Below are 21258 nucleotides of genomic sequence, written 5' to 3'. Positions count from 1 at the left end.
GGGCGAACAGGGGGCGATGTGGACTATCGAGGGGTGCCGGACCAACCGACTCCACCGCGCGGCTACTTCGTGGCGGACGGGGCGGGTGCGATCGCGGCGGCGGTGCTGGCGGCGCTCAGCGGCGTCGCCTCGGCAGTCCTGGCGGTCATCGCCGCGCTGATCGTCGCCGACGTCTCCACCGACGAACCGACCGATACCGACGGCCTCCCCGATCTGGGTCCGGTCATCGTGATCCTCGGCGGGATCGTCGCCGTGCTCTGCGCACTGTTGGCGTTGCTGTATCTGCTCGGCGCGGCGCTGCTGTTCCTGCGCCTGACCGCCGGACGAGTCCTGGTCATCCTCGGCGCGGTCCTGACCGTGCCGATCGGCGTCCTCCTCTTCGGTCAGGAACCGAATCCCTGGGCCGCGGCGCTGGTCCTGGCGTCCGTCGCGATGATCATCCTGAGCGCGCTGCCCTCGACCGCGCGCTGGGTCGCGGCCGCCCGACTCCAGCGGCAACCACGTCGATGAGCGCCGCCGCGCGCCGAAATTCATTCGAGGGAGTGCGACTTCGCGCCGTACCCTCGTGCCGTGAACGACGAACCGGACCTGCTGAACGTGGTCGACGTGGAGGCCACGTGCTGGGCGGGGCAGGCTCCGCCCAGCCAAGTCCACGAGATCATCGAGATCGGCTTGACCGTGGTGGATCCGGCCGCTCGCACACGCCTGGCCAGACATCGCCTCCTGGTCCGGCCCGCGCGCTCCACCGTGAGCCCGTTCTGCACCGAACTCACCGGACTCACCCAGGCCGAGGTGGATTCCGGGGTCACCTTCGCCGAGGCGTGCCGCCTGCTGGCGGTCGAGCACCGGGCGGGGTCGCGGCCGTGGGCGAGCTGGGGTGACTACGACCGCAAGCAGTTCCGCCGCCAGTGCGAGCAGACGGCCACCACCTATCCTTTCGGCCACCGCCACACCAACGCCAAACAGGTGTTCGCCGAGACCCGCGGACTCCGTCGGCGACCGGGAATGGCCCAGGCGCTGGTCACGGCGGGTCTGCCGCTCGAGGGCAGGCACCACAGCGGCGCCGACGACGCGTGGAACATCGGCGCGCTGGTCCTGGACATCCTCGAGCGCGACGCGTGGCGGGTCACCCACACCGGCTGAGTCAGGCGCGCGCGGAGAGCACCGCGACGAGGAAATCCGCGTCGGCGGTGAACGGCCGCAGATCCCAACTCGACAAGAGCAGATCCGCGGTGAGTCCGGCGGTTTCGGTGTCGGCGAGGAATTCGTCGAACCCGTAGTCGCGGCCCGCGCCGAAGCCGAGCACGGCGCGTCCGTCCGGCGCGAGGTGCCGTGCGATGGCGCTGAGCGCGGCGACCCGGGTGGCCGGGGCGAGGAAGGGCATGACATTGCCCGCCGCGACGACGACGTCGAAATCCGCCCGCACCCCGCGCGCAGGCAGATCGAGCTCGGCCAGATCGCCCACCAGCCACAAGGGTCCGGGATGATCCTCGCGGGCGGCGTCGATCAGGACCGGGTCGACGTCGACGCCGACCACCGTGTGCCCCGCCGCGTGCAGGTGGCCGCCGATCCGGCCGCCGCCGCAGCCCGCGTCGAGTACCCGCGCGCCCCGGTGCAGCATCGCGTCGACCAAACGGGCCTCGCCCACCACGTCCTGTCCCCGCGCGGCCAGATCACGGAAGCGCGCGACGAACCTCGTGGAATGCGCGGGGTCGGCGGCGGTGATCTCCTCCCACCGACTCGGCACCCGCTCGCGCGGATCGCGTGCGCTCATCCCGGCCTCCTGTCCGCTCGTCGTCGCCCACCCTAGACGCGCCGTGTCGACAGGCGTGGACCCGCACCGAAATGGACGACTGATCAGTACGCTGTCTGCGTGGTCCTCCCGGCCCGGCATCCACCGTCCGCGCCGATCACCCTCGGAACAGGAGTTCGATGCGATCACCGACCCGTCGCCGTGCCCTCGCCGCGCTCGCCGCCGCCACCGCCGCGCTGGTGCTCTTCGGCACACCCGTCCAGGCCCGCCCCGAACCGCCCGCGCGGGTCGCGCCCCTGGGCTCGGACTTCCTGTGGGGCGTGGCCGCGTCGGGATACCAGTCGGAAGGACACGCGCCCGACAGCAACTGGTCGCGCTACGTCGCCCAGGGCAAGACCACCGACCCGTACCTGAACACCGTCGACTTCTACACCCGCTACCGCTCCGACATCGCCCTCGCCGCCGACCTCGGCGTGCGCGTCTACCGCGTCGGCATCGAATGGGCGCGGCTGCAACCCGCCCCCGGCGTGTGGGACGAGAACGGCTTCCGCTTCTACGACGACCTGATCGCGGCCATCCGCGCCGCGGGCATGCGCCCGATGCTGACGCTGGACCATTGGGTCTACCCCGGCTGGGAGGTCGACCGCGGCGGCTGGGCCTCGCCCGACATCGTCGCGGACTGGACCGCCAACGCGCGCCGGGTGGTCGACCGCTACGCCGCCGTCGACCCGCTGTGGGTCACTTTCAACGAGCCCGCCGTCTACGTCCTCAACGAGACCAGGCACGGCGGGATCGCGCCGACCGCCGTACCCGCCATGTTCGACCGGATCGCGCAGGCGCACAACGCGATCTACGACCACATCCACGCCGTTCAGCCGGGAGCCATGGTCACCAGCAACGTGGCCTACATCCCCGCCGCCGAAGACGTCGTGAACGGGGCGACGCTGGTCTCCCGGATCGCCGACCGGCTCGACTACATCGGGATCGACTACTACTACGGCCTGTCCCCCGACTCCCTCACCTCCGGCTACGACTTCACCGACCTGTGGAAGAACCCCTTGCAATCGGAGGGCATCTACTACGCGTTGGCGCACTACGCGCGGCTGTACCCGGGCAAACCGCTCTACATCGTCGAGAACGGCATGCCCACCGAGAACGGGCGGCCCCGCGCCGACGGCTACACCCGGGCCGACAATCTGCGCGACACCGTCTACTGGCTGCAACGCGCCAAAGCCGACGGCATCGACGTCATCGGCTACAACTATTGGAGCATCACCGACAACTACGAATGGGGTTCCTACACCCCGCGTTTCGGCCTCTACACCGTCGACGTGCTGACCGATCCGACACTCACCCGCACCCCCACCGACGCGGTCGCCGCCTACACCGCGATCACCCGCGCGGGCGGCGTCGCGCCGGACTACCGGCCCACCCGGGCGCCGGCGGCCTGTTCGTTCGTGGACGCCGTCGCCAGTTGCGCCGACCCGGTCACCGTGCCGCGCTAGAACTCACCACTCGCCGCGCTCGGCCGCCTTGCGCCGGTTGATCTCCGCGATCTTGCGGGCGATCTCCGCTTCCCTGGCGGCCGCGTGCGAGCCGTCGAGTTGGCGGGCGAATTCCGCGCGCGCCGCTTCGACCAGGCTGTCCGGGACGTTCGGGTGGGCGCGGGCGATCGCCCACAGCGTCTCCTCGGTCTCCATGTCGAGGCCGCTCTCGGAATAGAGGCCGCCCCCGCCGCGCACCGAGGCCAGCAACTCCTCGAAGTTGGCCCGCAGTTCCTCGTCGGACGGTTGATCCAAGCGCACGGTTCCTCCTCACTGTCCGTTCATTGTCGCGTCCGGTGTCACCGGGTGAAGATCCAGGTCCGACGGTCCGGGTCGGTCAGCACGTCACGGATCAGCAGACCGAGATCGGTCTCGGCGGACGTGGCGGCGTACCCGAGATCGCAGACGACGGTGTCCCCGACCCGCACCATGAAGCGGCACGCCCGGCCCGTCAAGGACCACTCCACGTCCACGAACCGGTCCTCGAGATCGACCACCTGGTCGCCGACCCGCAGCCACAGCCCACCGCCGGGCGCGCGATAGAAGACCGTCGTGACCTCACCCAGTGCGCCGAACACGCCCTGGACCGGCCCCACGGCGAACCCGATCTCCCGCAGTCCGCCCTCGTCGATGTCGAACTCCGCGAGTTCCCCGGAGTCGGAGCGCACCAGAATCGTCGCAACGTCGCGTCGCTCGTCCCGGTGCGCACCGCCGTCCCGCCGGGTCCGCCGATCCGATCCCGCGCCGCGTGACGGGGCGGCGGCCATCGGCGGCATCGCGGGCACACCGCCATGTCCGTTCCCGTCCGTCACCTGGGCGGGCGTCGTCGCGGCGGGCGACGCCGCGCGCGGCGCGTCGAATCCCCGGAAGAAGTCGGGCGCGCGGTCCCCGTCGTCGGGCAGCACCGGAGTCCTGAAGCCCGGCACCGTCGGTCCCGGACCTCCGGGCCGCTCCCCCGAACCGGACCCGGGCTGCTCCGGTCCCGCCGGCACCGAAGGAATCCCCGGCACATCCGGCCACCCCGGCACCCCAGAACCACCCGGCACATCGGGGCAGTCCGGCTGTCCCGGGATCTGCGGGGGTTCGGGCGCGCACGGCGGTTCGGTCGGGTCCGGGCAGGCGGGCTGTGCGGGTGGCTCCGGTTCGGTCGGCTCGGGCTCGGTCGCCGGTTCGGTCGGCTCCGGGATGTCCGGAATCGTCGGCGGGCGCGGCGGTTGCGGGGTGGCCGGAGCCTGCGGCATCGCCGGTGGCGTCTGCGGTGCGCGCGGACCCGGCCCCGGAGTCGTCGGCTCGGGCGGACGCGGCGGGTCGGGTCGGGTCGGGGGCGGCGGCGGATCCTCGGGAAGGTTCGGTGGTATCCACACCTGGGGGTCGCGGGCCTCGATGTCCGGGGAATCGGGCATCTCGAAGTCGTAGTGCTTGGGCGGATGCGGGATGTGCGACCGCAGCGATGAACCCGGCAGGTATGAGCGGGAGCGGTCGCCCTCGGCGGACGAGAGGTCGCGCGGGGGAACTCCTCCGTCGGATTCGTCGCCGTCGGATTCGTCGTCCGCGCGCGAATCGGGGTTCCGACGCCTGGTTGTCGCATCGGTGTCGGTCGCGTCCGCGTCGGCGGTCCGATCCGGTCTGCCGCCCGATTCGGAACTCGACGTGGTCTCCGAATCGTCGCCGGCATCGGTTGTCGGGCCGTCGGTCGGTAGTCCGGTTCCGCCTTCGGGGCGCGGAACTCGCCCGTCGGGGACGCCCGCCCCCTCGGCATCGTCGGCGGATGGCACGGCGTGCACGGGCGGCACGCGATGCGGGTCGGCAGGCGATGCGGATTCGAGCCCTTCGGAGTCGTCTGCGGCGGTGCGTGATTCGGGCTCGGGCGAAACATTCTCGGTTGTCTCGGACGAGCGATGTCGAGCCGACGGTGCGTCGGCACCACCCTCCAGCTCCGGAACGGAGTCGCCCGAGGCATGTTCCGGTAGGGCGTCCCGTTCGAGACCCGCGTCGGGCGTGGTCTCGGTGTGACCCGACGACGGCTCACCCGCCGCGAGTTCACCCGCTCCGGGTTCGAGGACGCGGGGCGGGAGGCCGGTGTCGCGGGTGACGGGCGCGGGGGCGTAGGGGATGCCCGCGCGCCAGTCGGTGAGGGGCGGGCGGTGGGCGTTCCAGTCCAGGCCGTTCATGATGACGTGCTGGTTGGCGTCGCGCCAGGTGGCGGTGGGGTTGGCGCGCAGGTACTCCGATTCGGCGAGACCGTCACGCAGCATGAGGATGTCCTCGGGCAAGGGGTTGCCCGCGACGAGGCGGTTCCACGCTTCGGCGACGTCGGCGACCGCGTCGAGGGGCCTGCGGACCAGGACGCCGTCGCGGGGATCGCGGACGAGCATCTCGTCGCGCATGAGGTGGTTCTTGATCTGTTCGATCTCGTCACGGGTGAATTCGGGCGCGGTGTCGGCGAGTTGGTCGGCGACGGGGCGCGCGAGTTCGGCACGGTCCACGACGCCGGTCTGTTCGCGCAGGATGTCGCGTAGGTCGGTGATCAGTTGTTCGGCATCGCCGGGCCGTTCGTCCCGCAGGTGACCGGTGAGCAGGTCGGTCAGGCCGGGCACGTCGACGTCGCCGCGTTCGGCGAGTTGCCGGGCGACGCGGTCCACCAGGTCGCGGGCCTGGTCGGCGCGGTCGGCGGCGCGGTGCTCGGCGAGCGTGTCGAGGACGGTGTCGATGTCGGAGTCGTCGGCGCGGAAGCGACGGTATTCGCCGTCGGCCCATTCCTGCACGCGCGCCCAGTTCGCTTCGGCGGCGCGCTGCGTGCGGACGAACCATTCGCCGAGATCGCCGCGATCGGGCACGCCGTCGCGCACATCCCATTCGCGCGCCATCGGCTGCACCTCGGCAGCGCGTGCACGGAAGAACGGGTGGCCCTTGAAACCCGGTTTGATCCGGCCGGGGTCGGCACTGTCGTTGAACCAGGTGAAGCCGGACAGTTTCGCGGTCTCGAGAATTATGCGCATCGTGTGGTAGAAAGCACCGGCGAAGGGGGCCTCGAAGGTCGGCACGCCCGGGTCGACGGGTTGTCCGCCCGGAATGCGCGGCAGCAGCGCCTCATCGATCGCGCCGGGCGGATGGTCGATGAACGGGTCGACGAGGGACGCCTGGAACGGTTCGACCGCCCACCCGCTGACGCCTTCGGGAAGGTCGCGCGGCGAGAACTTCTTCGGCACGGTCACCGTCGGGTCGCCGTGGGTCTGCCAGTCGGGGCGGGTCGGGTCGACCGGGTGCCACGTCCCGTCACCGTCGCGCCAGCGCACCAACTGGACGCCGGGACGGCCGTCGCGCCACCCGGTTTCGAGGATTTCGCGCCGCGGCGGGGCAAGGTCCTCCACCCGCACGACACCGGTGCGGTCGGCGACCAGCGCGCGGTACTCGATGGTCGTCTCGGGCCGCATGAACGCCTGGGCGACACCGCCGTCGCGGCGCAGCGCGTCGGCCAACGCGGCGTCGTGGTCGGCGCGCGGATGGGCGAGCTCGCCGCGCGGCGCGAGCACGATGATCCGCGGACGTTCGCCCGCGACGATCCCGACCCGGTCGGTGACCTGCCGCGCCCCCTGCTCGGTGAGGTGGTCGCGGGTGGCGCCGCCGAGTTCGGCGATCCGGTCCTGAAGTCGACCGATCTCGTTGTCCACCCGGTTGACGTGCTCGGCGGCCTCGCGCAGCGATGCCAGTTGCCTCGCGCGGTCGGCGACCTGGTCGGCGCGCACCGTTCGGCCCGCGGCTTCGTCGATGGCGTCGGCCAGATCCTCGGGCCCGAGTCGGGTCGGGTCGACGCGCAGGCGCGCGGCCAAGTCGTCGCGCATGACGCGCCACGGTTTGACCGCCAGCACCCGGTCGGCGCGCTCCCTGGCGATTCTGTCGAGTTCGGCCGCGATCTCGGCGGTCGGCGCGGCGCGATGGGTCGCGAGGTCGGCGCGCAACGCTTCGATGCGCCGGTCCAGTTCGGTCAGGGCGGCATCGGCGTCGGCGAACTTGCCGCGGTTCGCCGCGATCTCGGCGCGTTCCCCGATCAGCCGCTCGAGTTCGGCCACCGTGTCCGGGTCCGGCGGACGGTGCGGTCCGACACCCGCCGCGGCCAGTTCGGCCAGGCGTTGATCCACTTCGGCCAACGCCTGATCGGCGTCGTTGAACCGTTCCGCCGCCTCCTGGAGTTCGAACACCCGGCGCAACCGCTCGCGGATCTCCGCCTCGCCGACCAGTTCGCGGGTCTGCGTGCCGGTCTCGTCCCCCAGACCCGCGATGTCGCGTATGCCGACCAGCGTGGCGCTGAGCTGTTCCACCGTCGTGGTCAGGTGATCGTGGGCCAGGGCCCGCGCCGGATCGCGCATGGGCAGCGAACGCGTGTCGAAACGCGCGAACCGGGTGTCGCGTTTGGCGCGCCAGAATTCGCGTTCCGAGGTCAGAGCGGCGCGGCGACGGACCAACTCGTCGTAGACGCCCTCCGGGGTGGCCGCGAGTCGGGTGGCGTCGATCCGCTCGTCCAGCGCACGCACCTCGTCCTCGGCGGCGAGGACGTCCTCGGCGGCGTGTTCGAGCGCATCGATCTCGGCGTGCCTGCGGGGCATCTCCTCGACGCGCATCGTCCGACCGCGCAACCGATCCAGCGTTTCGGCCAGGTTCTCCCGGGTCAGATCAACGTCCGGATCGACGGGCAGGCGGTCCGCGCGGCGGGTGCGTTCGGCGCGCGCCTCGTCCGCGCGGTCGAGCGCCGCGTCACGTTCGGCGGTCAGACGGTCGATTTCCGCCCGCGCCTCCGGGGAGATGCGCTCGGTCGAGGAATCCGGACGCGTCGAGCCGGACTCCGTGTCGATCGCGGCCGACGCCCGTGGATCGGGACTGCTCGCGATCGGGTCGGCAGGCGACGGCGTGTCCGGGATGGCCGACGTTCGCGGATCGGGACTGCTCGCGGTCGGATCGATGGACGACGGGGTGTCCGGGGTGGCGGTCCGGTCGGGGGTCGTCGTCGGGTCCGCGGCGGTCGGTCGAGAGGTAATCGCGGGATCGGTGACGGGCGGGCGCACGCCACCGGAGGAATCGGAGTCGGGTGCGGTGGGAGTGCGCGCAGCGGACGCGCCACCGGCTTCGGGTGGGAGCAGGGTCGTGACCGTGACGCCGTTCTCGTCGACCGTCACCTGACGGTATTCGACGCGCAGTCCCTGCTCGGCGAGTCGCGCGCGGGTATCGGCGGACATGATCGGGTCGGGGTCGGCCAGTGGCGAGGCCACCACGACCCGTCCGTCCTCCGGGATCACCCCGACCCCTTCGGCGACCACGCGCGCGCCTTCGCCGGCGAGCACGTCGCGGGCCGCCAGCACCCCCGCTTCGGCGCGCGCGGTGTTCTCCTCGGCGAGGGCGCGATAATAGTCGCCCACATGGGTGCGCAGATGGCGAGTCGCTTCGCTCAGGTCGGCCACACGCTGCTCGGCGGCGCGCAGGTCGGCGAAGTAGCGCACCATCTCCGGGCCGCGCACATCCTGACGGGCCCGCATCGCGTCCACTCGCGCGGTCTCCGCCAGCATCGCGTCGTCCAGCGCGCGCGAGATCTCCTGTGCCGTGCGCCCTTCGACGCCGAGGCCGATCCGGCCTGCGCGGTCCGCGATCTCGCGGGCGGCCTCGGCGCGCGCGGTCGCCGCGTCGGCGATACGTTGCCGCAGGTTCGGGAGCGCGTCGCGGAACTCGTCGGTCACGGGGGTGTGCGGTCGCGGCGGGCCATCCGGTCGCCAGCCCTCCGGCTCGGGCGCGGGGAGACCGGTGCGCGGCGGATCGTGCGGCGGGTTGCTCGCTCCCCCGTCGGTCCGCGGTTCCGGTGCGGGCGAGTCGACCGGGGTGGGGGTGGTGTCGACCGGGATATCCGCAGGCGCATCACGTTCGGCCGCGGGACCATCGACCACCGGCCCGCGCGGAACGGACTCCGAACGTTCACGATCGCCGGAACCGCCTTCCACGGGTTCCGAAGATGTCATCGCGCGGTCGCCCGCAAGACCATCGACTATCGGCACCGGCGAGGTGGCGCGGTCCTCATCGGTCGAAGTGGCGCGGTCCTCACTGGTCGAAGTGGCGCGGCTTTCATCGGTCGAATCGATGCGGGTCGACTCCTCGCCGAGAGTCGGCTCGACCGTCGAGTCGTCACGTCGCGGCGCGGCGGGTTCCTCGGTCTCGGGCAGTCGCGCCGCGCCCCCGCCGTCGTCGGAGGGGCGCGTGGGCGGGGCCGGACGCTGCGGGGAACCGTCGGCGGGCGGATCGGAGTCGGGCGGATCGCCGGGTGAGCCGGGGTCGGCGGCCGGAGGCAGATCGGGCCGAGTGGGACCGGACGCCGGCGGCAGATCGGGCCGAGGCGAACCTGAACCCGGCGGAAGGTCCGGTCGGGTGGGACCGGCGGCCGGAGGCAGATCGGATGGGGTGGGCCCGGATTCGCGTTCGGGGGTCGGTTCGGGGTTCAGGGCGCGTTCGTATCGGTCCGCCAGGTCGGCGAGGGCGGCGAGTTCGTCGGCGCGGGCGCGGATCTGGTCGCGCAGGCGGGCTTGGACCTCGGCCAGTTGGGCGGGGGTGAGGCGTTCGTGCTGGTCGATCTTGCCGTCGCGGTAGACCTCGTAGATCTTGGCCCACTGGGCGGCGTCGGCGTTGGTGAGGTCGACGCCGACGATCGCGGCCCAGTCCGCGCTCGCGCCGCGGTCGGGGCCGGGCGGGGTCGATTCGTCGTCCAGCAGACCCAGGTCCGGGAGAGCGTCGGCCAGTTCGGCGACGTCATCGAGGACACCGAGCAGGTGTTCGACGGCGCGGTCGTGGGTCGGCAGTTCCACGTCGGCCACACGCGGGTCGATGGGGCGCGTCCGGTCGCCGCCCGCGTAGGGGTCGACACGTTCCAGTGCGGCGACGTATTCGGCGAGTGCGTCGGCGACCTGGGCGCGCCGGGTCGGGTCGGCGACCAGACGCGCGATGATCGCGCGCAGTTTCTTCGCGTCCAGGCCGTTGGGGTCGGGCTGGTAGCGGCTGAGGTCCTTGGTGTGTTTCATCGGGAACAGGTCGGCGGGGTCGACACCGAGGCGGCGTGCCAACCGGTCCCGGGCGGCGTCGACGGCTCGCTTGGCTCCCGGCGCGGTGGGCCCGTCGAGGCCGCGCAGCAGTTTCGCGTACTTGACCAGGGATTCGACCTGCTGCAGACGCCGCGAATTGCGGGTCTTCGTATCCGCGATGATCTCGGCGAGGCGACGTGGCGTCAGGTCGGGCAGGTCGACACCGAGGCGGTTGGCCAGCGCGTTCCTGGCGTCGGTGAGCGAGTTGTAGTCGTCGATGTCCCACGCGGTGCGCGCGTAGTCGATGATCGCTTCGATCCGGCCCGCGCGCAGCGCGTTCTCGTGGCGGGCGCGCGCGATGGCCTCGGCGAGCGCCTCCGGTGAACGCAATGCGCGCTCGTCCAAGCCCAGTTCGCGGGCGGCCGCGTCGCGGGCTCGCCGCAGGTCCTCGGGAGTGCGGGTTTCGCCCGTCTCGTCCGTACGGCCGGTGCGGGTATCCGCGGACTCGGGAATCCGCGTCCCACCATCGGATTCCGGTGTCGGGACCGCGCGCCACGGACCGTCCGGATCGCGCAGCATCGTCACCTCGACCGGGCGACCGTCGACCTCGGTCCGCAGGTGCCGGACCTCCGGGGAACCACCGTCGACCAGATGGACGGTCGCGTAACCCTGGACCCGCGCGCCCCGGACGTCGACCGCCGCCAAACGGTATTCGACCCGCACCGTGCCCGCGTTCACGGCGTCGGCGAGGCGCGCGTTGGCGGCGAGCGCTTCGGCGACCACGCGATCGTGTTCGCCGGCGCCGTCGATGACGATCATCCGGCGCGGTCCGCCGTCCTCGCCTGCCAGCAAGCCGATCTGCGGGGTCAGCATCGCGCCGCCGCGCGACAGGATCCAGTCGTGCAGCGCCAGGCTCGACAGCACGTCGGCGAGTTCGCGCACCTGACTGTCGGCGCGCAGGAAGTTCTCGGTCTCGGCGGTGAAGTCGGCGAGGTCGGCGGCCTGCTGCCGGATGCGGGCGAGTTGATCGGCGACGGTGTCGCGCAACGTCGCCGATCCGAGAGCATCGAGGTCGACGCCGAGCAGTTGCGCCCAGACGGCGCGTTCGTCCTTGATCTGGTCGCGGCGCAACGCGTTCTCGAAGTATTCGCGCACACCCTGGTCGCGGCCGGGCTGATCGGAGTAGGCCAGGTCGCCCCACTCGCGCTGCGGTTCGCCGCCGTTGTTCACGCCCTGCCAGTCGAACAGCACCCCGCGACCGTCGTTGGCGCGCACCACTTCGGCGAGGAAACGCGACATCGGGTCGGTGTCGAAGAAGTCGACTTCGTCGCTGTAGGGGATCCGCGCGTCCTCGGCGTTGTAGCGGGCGGCGGCCTCGGCCAGGCCGACCAGCGCGCCCATGCGCCGGGCCAGTCGGTAGCGCAGCAGTTCGACCGCGTGCCGCACCTGTTCGGGCGACATGTCCGCGACGTCGACGCCGAGTGCGCGCGCGTGCTCCTCCAGGGCGGCGCCGAGTTCGGCGCGCACGTCCAGCGCGTCGCTCAGTTCCCGCACCATGGCGGCCATCTCGGTGTCGGTGCGGGTCAACTCCCTGGTCGGCGGCGTGTCGAGGTCGGCGCCGGGGTCCGGGCCCTCGCGACGTTCTTCGGTCGGTTCCTCGGCGCGCCGCCGCTGTTGCTCGGCGTAGTCGCGCCGCAGATCCGCGAGGTCGACGCCCAGTTCCCGGCGCACCGACTCCGGATCGGCTTCATCGAGCCAATAGGTGTATTCGTTGCCGTCGCGGTCCAGGGGAACGTCGTATTCGCCCGCCCGGTCGACCACGCGACCGGTGAGATGGTGCAGGAACGGGATGAGTTCGCGACGTTTCCACATCGTCGCGGCTTCCTTGGCCATGCGCGCCGGATTGCCGCCGAACTCGGACAGTACGGTGCTGCCGGAGATGTGGCCGGCCAGATGGATGATCTCCTGCTGACCCTGACCGTCGAGTCCCGAACCCGACGGATATTTCGGCGTGTGGCCCTGGTACCCCGACCGCACCGCCTCCCAGAGCCGACGCAGCAGCGATTTGCGGGGTTCCGGTTCCGCGGGACGCGCCGGACTGTCCGACCGCACCGCGGGCGCGTCGACCCGCGTCGGGATCTCGACCCGCCATCCGCCGTCACCGTCGGCCACCAGTCGCACCGGCACGCGTTCGCCGTCCACGTCGACCACGTACCGACGTTCCTCGCCCGCTGCGGGCGGCTGTCGCAACGTCTGCACCACGTCGGCAAGGTCGGCGATGTCACTCGCCTCGCGCAGCACCGACCGACGCAGCGCCGCCAGGTATTCGGGGGTCAGGTCGGCCGGGTCGACGCCGAGACGGCGAGCCCACGCGTCGCGGACCGCGGCGGCGGTATCGGCCTCGTCGGCGGTCGCGCGATCGTGCCGCGCCACCGCGTCCGCAAGGGCCTCGACCGCGCCCGCCCGCAACAGGTTCCGGTAACGCAGATCGGCGATGGTGCGCGCGAGATTCTCGTCGGTCACCTGTGTTTCGGTGAGATCGAAGCGGCGCAGCAGTTCTTCGCGGACGTCGTCGAGCGAACGCAGACGCGGACTCGGATCGGTCGTGGCGGGTTCGGCGGGACGGGTCGCGTCCGGGTCCGCCGCGCGCGGTCGCGGGGTCGGCGTCTCGGTCTGATCGGTGTCCCGCAGGTATTGCGCGATGTCGTCCAGATGCCGCTGACTGGCCTCCGAACGCCAATACGGTTCGTCGCCGTAGACGCGGTCGACCTCTTCCAGCGGCGCGAAGTCGTCGGGGTGACGCATCGGCCGCGGCGGTTCGCCGGTCGCGAAATCGCCGAGGAAGCCACGCGCGCGGGCCATCTCGGCCAGTTCGCGCAGCGCGCCGAGCGGGTCCGGGTGCTCGGCCAGGACCCGATCCAGACCGAGCGCTTCGGCCAACCGCCGCGCGTGCGCCTGCTCGGCCTCGGTGCGGACGACGGGAGTCGCGTTCTCGGCGTGGCGGGTCAGGAACGTCTCGATGTCGGCCATCGGGTCCGGACGGGTCGCCGCCTCGGGGTCCGCGGGGTGGGTGCTCCCCTCGGTCGGCGCGTCGGGATCGGTGCTCGCGTCAGGATCGGTGGGCGCGTCGGGATCGAGCGGTGGGCCGCCGCCCGGGTCGGTCACCGAGCGCGGGCCGGTTGGGACCAGTTCGCCCGGGCGCGGGTGGGTGAATCCACGCAGCGCCGGGTCGGTGACCGTCGGGGTTTCCGGCTCCGCGAACGGGCGGGTGGTGGGGTCCGGGGTGACGCGCGAACGCGGGGTCGACTCCGGCGTCGGAGTCGCGCGACGATCGGGCGTGTTTCGGCCGGAATCGTCTGTGGTCTCGCCAGTTTCGGTCTCGGAGGGTTGGGTGGTGTCGAGGATCGGGCGGTTCGGCGCCGTGGTGGTGTCGTCCGCGGCGACAGGCCGGCGGTCCGGCACGGTGGGTGGGTCGCCGCCGTCGGTACCCAGGGGCGGTCCGTCCGACACCGCGGTCGGGTCGTCGCCGTCCGTACGGGGCGGGGTGGTCTCGGAGAGGCCGGAGATCTGCCGCAGCCACTGCACGCGCTCCGCGCCGATGCGAGCCTCCCACTCGGCGAGTTCGGCGCGGATGCGAGCGGGGAAATCGTCGGGGTCCTGATCGGACAGGCCGCGCAGCCAGGCGGCGCGTTCAGCGTCCATCCGTGCTTCCCACTCCGCCTGCTCCAAGCGCATCCGCTCGAACCACTCGTCGGGACCGTCGGGGCGCACGCTGTCGGTGGATTCCGCAGGCGCGGGATCGATTTCAGGGCGCGGAGCCGTCGTGGGTTGCCCGGCCAACTCGCGCAGCCACTGCGCGCGATCGGCTGCCAGGCGCGCGTCCATCTCGGCGTTGTCGGCGCGCACGCGAGCGGTGAACCGTCGCAATTCGTCACCCGGCAGCGGATGTTCCGGCAGCGGACGGTCGGCCTCGGCGCGCAGCCACCGCGCGTGCTCGGCCGCCATCCGCGCTTCCCAGTCCGCCTGGTCGATCTGCATGCGGTGGAACCACTCCGAGCGTTCGCCCGGCAGTCGCGGAGGCTCCTCGTCCGGGGCGGGCGACGGCGGACGACGCGGCGGTTCCTCCCCGCCGCCACCGGAGTCCGCCTCGGTGCGCGGTTCATCCGGCGGATCCAACGCCATGTCATCGTGATCGGTGCGCGGCGCGTCCGGTCGGTCCAGCGCAGTGCTGTCGCTTTCCGTGCGCGGCGCGGTCGATGGGTCGAGCGCCACGCCGTCGGTGCGCGGCGCGGGCCGATCCGGCGCGGCGCCCTCGTCGTCCGTGCGCGGCGGGCCTGGCGGATCGAGCGCCATATCGTCGCGATCGGTGCGCGGCGAGTCCGACAGGTCCGGGCGCGGTGTGCCGTAGCGCTGGACGGCGTCCAGCAGTGCGGCGTTGAGCACCTTCGACGGGGGCGAGGCGTTCTCGCCGTTGCGTTCGACGTCGGCGAAACCCTCCGGCAGCGCCTCGATCGGATTCAGCGCGCCGCGCGCGTCGAAACACAGGCCCGGCAATTGCTCGAGCCACGCGTGATAGCCGTCCGGGGTGGGGTCGTCGTGGGTCCGCGTGTAGTAGCGGAGCAGATCCGCTTCGACCCGGAACCGGGTCAACGCGGAACCCGAGGTGTCCAGGGCGTGTCCGACCTCGTGCACGATCAGGTTGTAGACCGGACGGTCGGCGTAGTGCGGCGCGAAATGCCCGTCCTCGATGTTCAACGCGATCGAGCGCCGCAGCAGCGCCGGATCGGTCGCCAACCGCTCGTTGAGGGTGATCGACTCGGTGTAGGCGGGCCTGCCGTCCGTCGAACTGCGATGCGAGATCGCCCGCGCGAACCTCCCGTCCGCCATCGGTTCGACGCGCACGCTGTCGAGATGGATCTGCGGGAACCGGTTCAGCCGTTCGTCGATGGCCCGGGCGAACTCACGCAGCGCGTCGACGTCGACACGCGGATTGTCGAACCCGACCACCTCGAGGCCGTGCCGCTGCTCCAAGGTGTGCTGGATCTCCGCGGCGTCCATCTGCGACCAACCGTCCACCGGGGGGCCCGAATGATCCTGAACGCCGTCGGCGGGCGGGTCCGCGGGAACATCGCTGTCGTCGTTTCGCGCCGGGTCGGAGTCCGTGCCGTCCCTACGCGTGGACGAACCGTCGGACGCGACCGGATCGCGAGTCGGGCGAACCGTTTCCGCGGGCGATCGGTCGGGGGCCGCGTGCGCGTCGGGCGACGGATGCACCGGCCATCCGGACGGGTCGCCGGTCTGGTTGCGCGCGGCGTCGAGCAGCAGATCGTTGAGCAGGCGCGCGGGCGGACTGGCGTCGGGACCGCGCAGGTAGACCTCGCGGAAGGCTTCGGCGAGCGCTTCGTTGGGGCGCAGGTGGCCGTTGCCGTCGAAGCTGTAGTTGCCGAGTTGACGGACCCAGTCCCGGTAGCCGTCGACGGTGCCCGCCGGGTCGGTGGACATATAGTGCTGGAGCAGGTCGCCGTCGGGGTCGTAGCGCGCGTCGTGCTGGCCGGTGGCGTCGATCGCGTGGCCGTACTCGTGCACGAACAGGCTGTGGATCGGGCGGTCCAGGACGAATTCGCCGAAATTGCCGCGCTCGACGTTCGCGGCGAGGCGTTCGCGGAAGTTCGCCGGATCGGACATGTCGCGGGTGCTGAGCACGATCCTGTCGGTGCGCAGGCGTCCGGTGGCCGGGTCGATCTCGGAGTACGCGCGGCCCGCGACGGTGCCGTTCAGATCGCCGATGCCCACTCGGCGCAGGTCGACGCCGGGGAAGGCGCGGCGCATGTCGACCACGGCGCGCGCGTATTCGCGGGCGGCGTCGGGGTCGATGCCGGGCAGGTCGAAGCCGAAGGTCTCCAACCCGGTCCGGTCGGCCAGTTCCCGGCCGACCTCGGCCGGTGTGAGATCGGACCATTCGTCCCTGATCGGCGCCGTGTCCGCGGCGGGATCGGCGTCCGCCGGGTCCGGTCGCGTGCCGGGTTCCTCGGCGTCGCCGACGTTGTGGCCGTCGAGCAGGGAACGCGGACCGGTGGTCTCGGGACGGAACGGGATGCCCGCGCTGTCGTAGAGGACGGCGGAGACCCGGTTGAGTTCGCGCGGAACGCTCGGCGGGAAACCTTCGATGACGCCGACGCTCGGATCGGAGACCTCCACGTACCGGCCGCCGTCGGGATGAGCGCGGACGGTGAAGACGTAGGCGTGCGCGCCGACACCGTATTCGCCCGCCGGACCGGCGTATTCGTCGACCACGAGCGCGGACGCGCCTACTTCGCCGCGCGCGAGCAGGGCGTCGGCGATGGGTTGGTGACGGGGTTCGCCCGGTCGTGCGGTGTAGTCGCGCAGGGGCGCGCCCGCGGCGGCTTCGACCTCCGAACGCGACATGCCGACCGGGCCGACCGGGTCCGGCACCCGGATGACGGGACTGTTGGTGTCGCGGCTGATCTGGTCGAGGGCCATCGGGGCGCATTCGCCCCGGTTGGCGGGGTCGACGCGCGGTGGGTCCTCGCGGGTGCGCGTCGTCTCGTCCGCGCGGGGAGCGTCGGTGTCCGGGCGGGTCACGTCGGTCCTGGGACCGGCGCGGTGGTTCGGGTGCGATGCGGCGTCCACCGGCGGCGGTGGCGGGACTGCGAGCAACGCATCCACCTGCGCCTCGGATTCCGTTCGCGAGGAGTCGGATTCGCGGCGTTGTTCCGCAGCGTTGTCGCGCGGTTGCGCGGTGTCGGCACCCCGGGGACGGGCGGTGTCGCGCGGCTGCCCGGTATCGGTGTCACGGGGACGAACGGCGTCGGTGTCACGGGGACGCGCGGCGTTGGTGTCGCGGGATCGGGCGCTGTCCGAATCCCGGTGCTGCGCCCCCTGTTCGGGGCGGGTCTGGGCCTGGGAGCCGTCTGTCACGGGCAATCGCGTGGCCGCCGAGTCGGCCAGACCCGCCCGCAGTGCCCCGCCACGCGGGGGCGCGCCCGCCGGTCGATCCGCGATTCCCGCGCGGGATTCGTTCTGCGGCAGTGTGAGTCGACGCGAATCGGTGGGCTGACCGGTCTGCGGACGTTGTTCGCTCGCCCCGGTCGGCGCGGCCGTGCGTGTGTCGCCGCCCTGGGCCGGCGTTGCCGCGTGCGTGGTGGTCGACCCGGAGGATGCCTGGGGACCTCCGCCAGGCGTCGCGCCGGTATGGGGCGCGGCGGCGGGCGCACCGGCCGTCGGTTCCGAGTGCGAGTCGACGCGCCCAGTGGAGTCGCCCGCCCGGGTGTCGCCCTCGACGGGACGCGTCGCGGTGTCCCCCGCTTGCGAATCCCGCTGTGCGGCAGCGGTGTTCGACTCCTTCGCCTCGTCCGGTCGGGCGTGGGTGTCGGATTCCGCGTTCTGCGCACCGTCGGGCCGGTCCGCCGACGTATCCGGGTCGGTGTGACTCTCTCGCGCGGGCCGGGTCTCGCTCTGCCCGTCCGCACCGCCCTCGGGTTGGTCGGCGCGCGGTTGCGTTCCGTCCTCGGACGACTCGGAACTCTCGCCGTCCCGGGTGGTTCCCGCGCCGTCCTGTTGCGGACCCGCCTCCTCGTGCTTCGAACCCCCGTGCTGGGCGTCTCCCCCGTCTCGCGGCGACCCGGCGGCCTCCTGCTGCGTGCCGGCGTCGAGCGGTTCGCCGGCCCCGACGTGATCCTGGCGCGGCCCCGCCAGTCCGGCGGGCTCGTCCGACACCCGTGTAGCGGTGTCGCTCTCGCCGGGGATGCCCGCGCGCGGCCCGGACTCGCCCGACCCCGGGTCGGCGGACGCCGGTCCGACGCCCGGAGCGGGATCCCCCTCGGGTCCGAGATCGAGCAGCGGACCGTCGCCGTCGCGCCCGCCGCCCAGCGATCCGTCCGAGAGCGGATCGGCTCCCAGCGGACCCTGACCGGGCTCGAATCCCGGTGGTCGCAATCCGATTCGGGGGTCGTCGATTTCGGGTGCGGGGAACAGGTCCGGATGCCGGGAGCGGTAGAACGAGTCGGCGACCGACCGGTTGTAGCCGGACAGCGCGCCGTTGGACACGCCCGCGGTCAGCATGCGCCAATCGAAATCGGTGTTCTTGGCGTTCTCGACGGCGGCGTCCCAGCCGTCGGTGGCCCAGTCGAAACCGAACTGGGTGGCCACGCTGCCGCCGAATCCCGCGCCCGCGCCGACCAGTCCGGCGGACCCGCCGGTGATCGTGCCGCGCAGCCACGGACTCATCTCGTGGCCGAGTTTGTTGCCGAGCCAGTCGCCGAACGGACTCGCCGCGCCCGCGCCCGCCGCCGAACTGACGGCGGTCACGGCGATCTGCTCCCAGTTGACGTTGTCGCGGTTGCCCGCCGCCACCTGGTACTGCTGGATGCCGTAGTCCTGCATCGTGCCGATGAGCGTGTCGATGGCGAGGTGACGGACGATGAACGTCGCGATCTTCTGTCCCAGGAACTTGGCGATCCACTGGATGATCTTGTTCATCAAGCGCTGGGCCAGGATTCGGATGCCGATCCGGGTGAAGCCGATCGCGGCGGCGGTCGCGGCGGGAGCGGTGGGCGGGAACAGCCACACCGCGGCGATCTCGGCCGCCAGCAGCGCCAGCGACGTGATCATCATCAATTGCGCGTACTCGATCTCGGTGCCGACACTGTGCGCGCCGTCGGCGACGCTGTCGAAGACTTCGGCGAGTTTGGCCAGGGATTGGTCACCGGAGCGCAGTTCGTCGAACAGCTTGGCGGTCTCCTCGGAGCCCACGCCGTCGGAATAGGCGGCCAGCGAGGCGATCTTGGCGGCGTCGATGTCGGCGAGGATCTCGCGCAATCCGGCGGCGGCGGTGTGCCAGTCCTCGGCCACGCCCCACATGCCGTCGGGATCGCCTTCGGGCCAGTCGGAGCCCGCCACCCATTCCAGCCAGAGCAGATACCCGGGTAACTCAGCCATGCGCGGCTACCTCGGAGCGCCGCACGGCCGCGGTGACGACGATCCTCGCTGCCTCATACCCGGTTCAGTTGAACCCGTCGGCGTTGTGTTCGTCCTGGTTCTCCAGGTAACCGGCGGTGGTGTACTGGTTGTTGGAGAAGTTGCCGAAGGTCGTGGCGATGTTGGACGTGCTGAGGTTCAGGTTGGTCACCGACGCCTCGTAGCCGTCACCGCCGTTGGGGCCGTTGAAGAACTGCGTGCCGATGGTGTCACCGCCCCAGGGCGCGCCGCGGCCGGCCAGCGAACCGCGCAGCGTCGACATCACGCCGTCTATCCGGTCGCGCACGTGCGCGGTCTTCCGCGCGGCCGTGCGCAGCCGATCGGGATCGAGTTCGACGCGCTCCGACATGACGACACTCCTCCTGTGCTGCGACGGGCCGAATCACTGCTCCGACCAGCACACTCGGACGAAGTGTCGACCGATCGACCGCCATTCTGCCGCCAGGTGGCCTCGGAATGAACGGAAGGTGCTCCGTCTCCGATCATCGCACCGTACCACGGTCGCACCCGGCGCATCGGGTGAGCAAAGCCGGTGCCGTCCAAGATCTTCGGCGGGTACCGTGCTGCGGATGAACCACAAGCTATGGTTGCTGGGACGGTCGGCCACGGTGGGGGCGCACATCCTGGGGGAGAAGATCGGCAGGCCGCGGGCGCGGAGCATCGAGGACGTGCCGGTCTCGGCGCAGACCATCACACCGGAATGGTTGACGGCGGTGCTGTGCCGTGACACCCCGGGGGCCGAGGCACTCGGTTTCGAGACCTCCGACGGCAGCAGTGGCACCTCCACGCGACTGGCGATCCGGGTGGACTACAACGACGCGGGCGTCGAGGCCGGGTTGCCGACGCGCTTGTTCGCCAAGACCACGACCGCGCTCTCGCAGCGGATCCTGTTGGGCGGCGGCAAGATGATCGACGGCGAGACCAGGTTCTTCCGCGACTTCCGTCCGCTGATCGATATGGAGGCCCCGATCGGCTACTGGGGCGCGGCCGATCCGGGGTCGTGGCGTTCGATCGCGTTGATGGAGGACGTCGCCGCGACCCGGGGTGCGCGGTTCAGCGAGCCGAGCGCGCGGATCGAGCGCGAGCAGATGGAGGATCTGGTCCGCAATCTGGCGCGCCTGCACCGCACGTTCTGGGGCGGGCAGCGCATCGAAGGACTCAAGACGACCGTCGAGGCGTTGCAGGCGTATCTGGGCGCGATCGATATGAAGAAGCGGTGCGAGGTGGGTCTGCGCCGCGCGGAGTCGGTGGTGCCCGAGTCGCTGCACGGGCGCGCCGAGCGATTGTGGGCGGGGGTGGCCAAGGCGATCGACCTGGCGACCGAGGAGATGCCGCTGACCCTGCTGCACGGCGATCCGCACATCGGGCAGACCTACGTAACCGACGCGGGCCGGATGGGCTACGTGGACTGGCAGGTGGTGATGCGCGGCGGGTGGGCCCACGACTTCGCCTACACGGTGAACTCGGGGTGCGCCCCGGAGGACCGACGCGCCTGGGACGCCGATCTGCTGCGCGCCTACCTGGACGAACTGGGCGCCGTGGACGGGGGCGCTCCCACCTTCGACGAGGCGTGGACGGCCTACCGGCAACAGTCGATGTTCGCCTATGCCGCTTGGGCTTTCACCATCGGGCGGGCCGCCTATCAGCCGCGGATGCAGAGCACCGAGACCTGCCTGACCCTGCTCGAGCGGATCACCACCGCCATCGACGATCACGACTCGCTGGGCGCGCTCGGCGTCTGAGTCGATTCTCGCGTGTCGCGCGGTGTGCCGCGGCACGCGAGAAACAGTCCATCCAGCCCTTTTTCACCCGACCTCCCGGTTGCGCGCCGAGGGCGTAGCATGGTCGCTGCTCGACGGAGGCCGATCCGGCTCCGCGTTCGCCGTTCGGCCCAGCGTCACTCTTCTCGAAT

Annotated in this window: 8 protein-coding genes; 4 read left to right on the top strand and 4 right to left on the bottom strand. The window is 71.7% G+C overall.

Annotated elements, in window-relative coordinates; translation table 11 throughout:
• The first annotated feature begins 33 nt into the window (after positions 1-33).
• Complete coding sequence (locus tag ON30_RS12885; RefSeq protein ID WP_040706927.1) at positions 34-510, top strand: hypothetical protein; 477 nt, start codon at positions 34-36, stop codon at positions 508-510.
• A 60-nt stretch (positions 511-570) separates the two neighbouring features.
• Positions 571-1143, top strand: a complete 573-nt coding sequence (locus ON30_RS12880; protein WP_040706925.1) for a 3'-5' exonuclease — start codon at positions 571-573, stop codon at positions 1141-1143.
• Between the two features lies 1 nt (position 1144).
• Here the strand turns inward: ON30_RS12880 and ON30_RS12875 are convergent, their stop codons facing one another.
• Complete coding sequence (locus ON30_RS12875; RefSeq protein WP_040706923.1) at positions 1145-1774, bottom strand: class I SAM-dependent methyltransferase; 630 nt, start codon at positions 1772-1774, stop codon at positions 1145-1147.
• Between the two features lie 158 nt (positions 1775-1932).
• Between ON30_RS12875 and ON30_RS12870 the strand changes: the two genes are divergently transcribed.
• Positions 1933-3258, top strand: a complete 1326-nt coding sequence (locus tag ON30_RS12870; RefSeq protein ID WP_040706921.1) for a family 1 glycosylhydrolase — start codon at positions 1933-1935, stop codon at positions 3256-3258.
• Between the two features lie 3 nt (positions 3259-3261).
• Here ON30_RS12870 and ON30_RS12865 read toward each other — a convergent pair whose 3' ends face one another.
• The 3 genes from ON30_RS12865 to ON30_RS12855 form a co-directional block, all read right to left on the bottom strand.
• Positions 3262-3558 (bottom strand): hypothetical protein, encoded by a 297-nt coding sequence (locus ON30_RS12865; RefSeq protein ID WP_040706919.1) that lies wholly within the window; start codon positions 3556-3558, stop codon positions 3262-3264.
• Between the two features lie 38 nt (positions 3559-3596).
• Positions 3597-19307 carry a WXG100-like domain-containing protein gene (locus tag ON30_RS12860; RefSeq protein WP_040706918.1) on the bottom strand — a complete coding sequence of 5237 codons (15711 nt, stop codon included), beginning with the start codon at positions 19305-19307 and terminating at the stop codon, positions 3597-3599.
• 64 nt (positions 19308-19371) lie between these two features.
• On the bottom strand, positions 19372-19695 hold the full coding sequence (locus tag ON30_RS12855; protein ID WP_040706916.1) for a WXG100 family type VII secretion target: 324 nt from the start codon (positions 19693-19695) through the stop codon (positions 19372-19374).
• 220 nt (positions 19696-19915) lie between these two features.
• On the opposite strand from ON30_RS12855, the gene ON30_RS12850 reads away from it, so the two are divergent.
• Positions 19916-21088: an aminoglycoside phosphotransferase family protein gene (locus tag ON30_RS12850; protein WP_040706914.1), complete on the top strand. Its 1173-nt coding sequence runs from the start codon at positions 19916-19918 to the stop codon at positions 21086-21088.
• Positions 21089-21258 lie beyond the last annotated feature (170 nt).

The sequence above is a fragment of the Nocardia takedensis NBRC 100417 genome (assembly GCF_000308695.1).
Taxonomy (GTDB): Bacteria; Actinomycetota; Actinomycetes; order Mycobacteriales; family Mycobacteriaceae; genus Nocardia; species Nocardia takedensis.
Note: the sequence above shows the minus strand (reverse complement) of the source record. Positions and strands in the feature narration are given on the sequence as shown.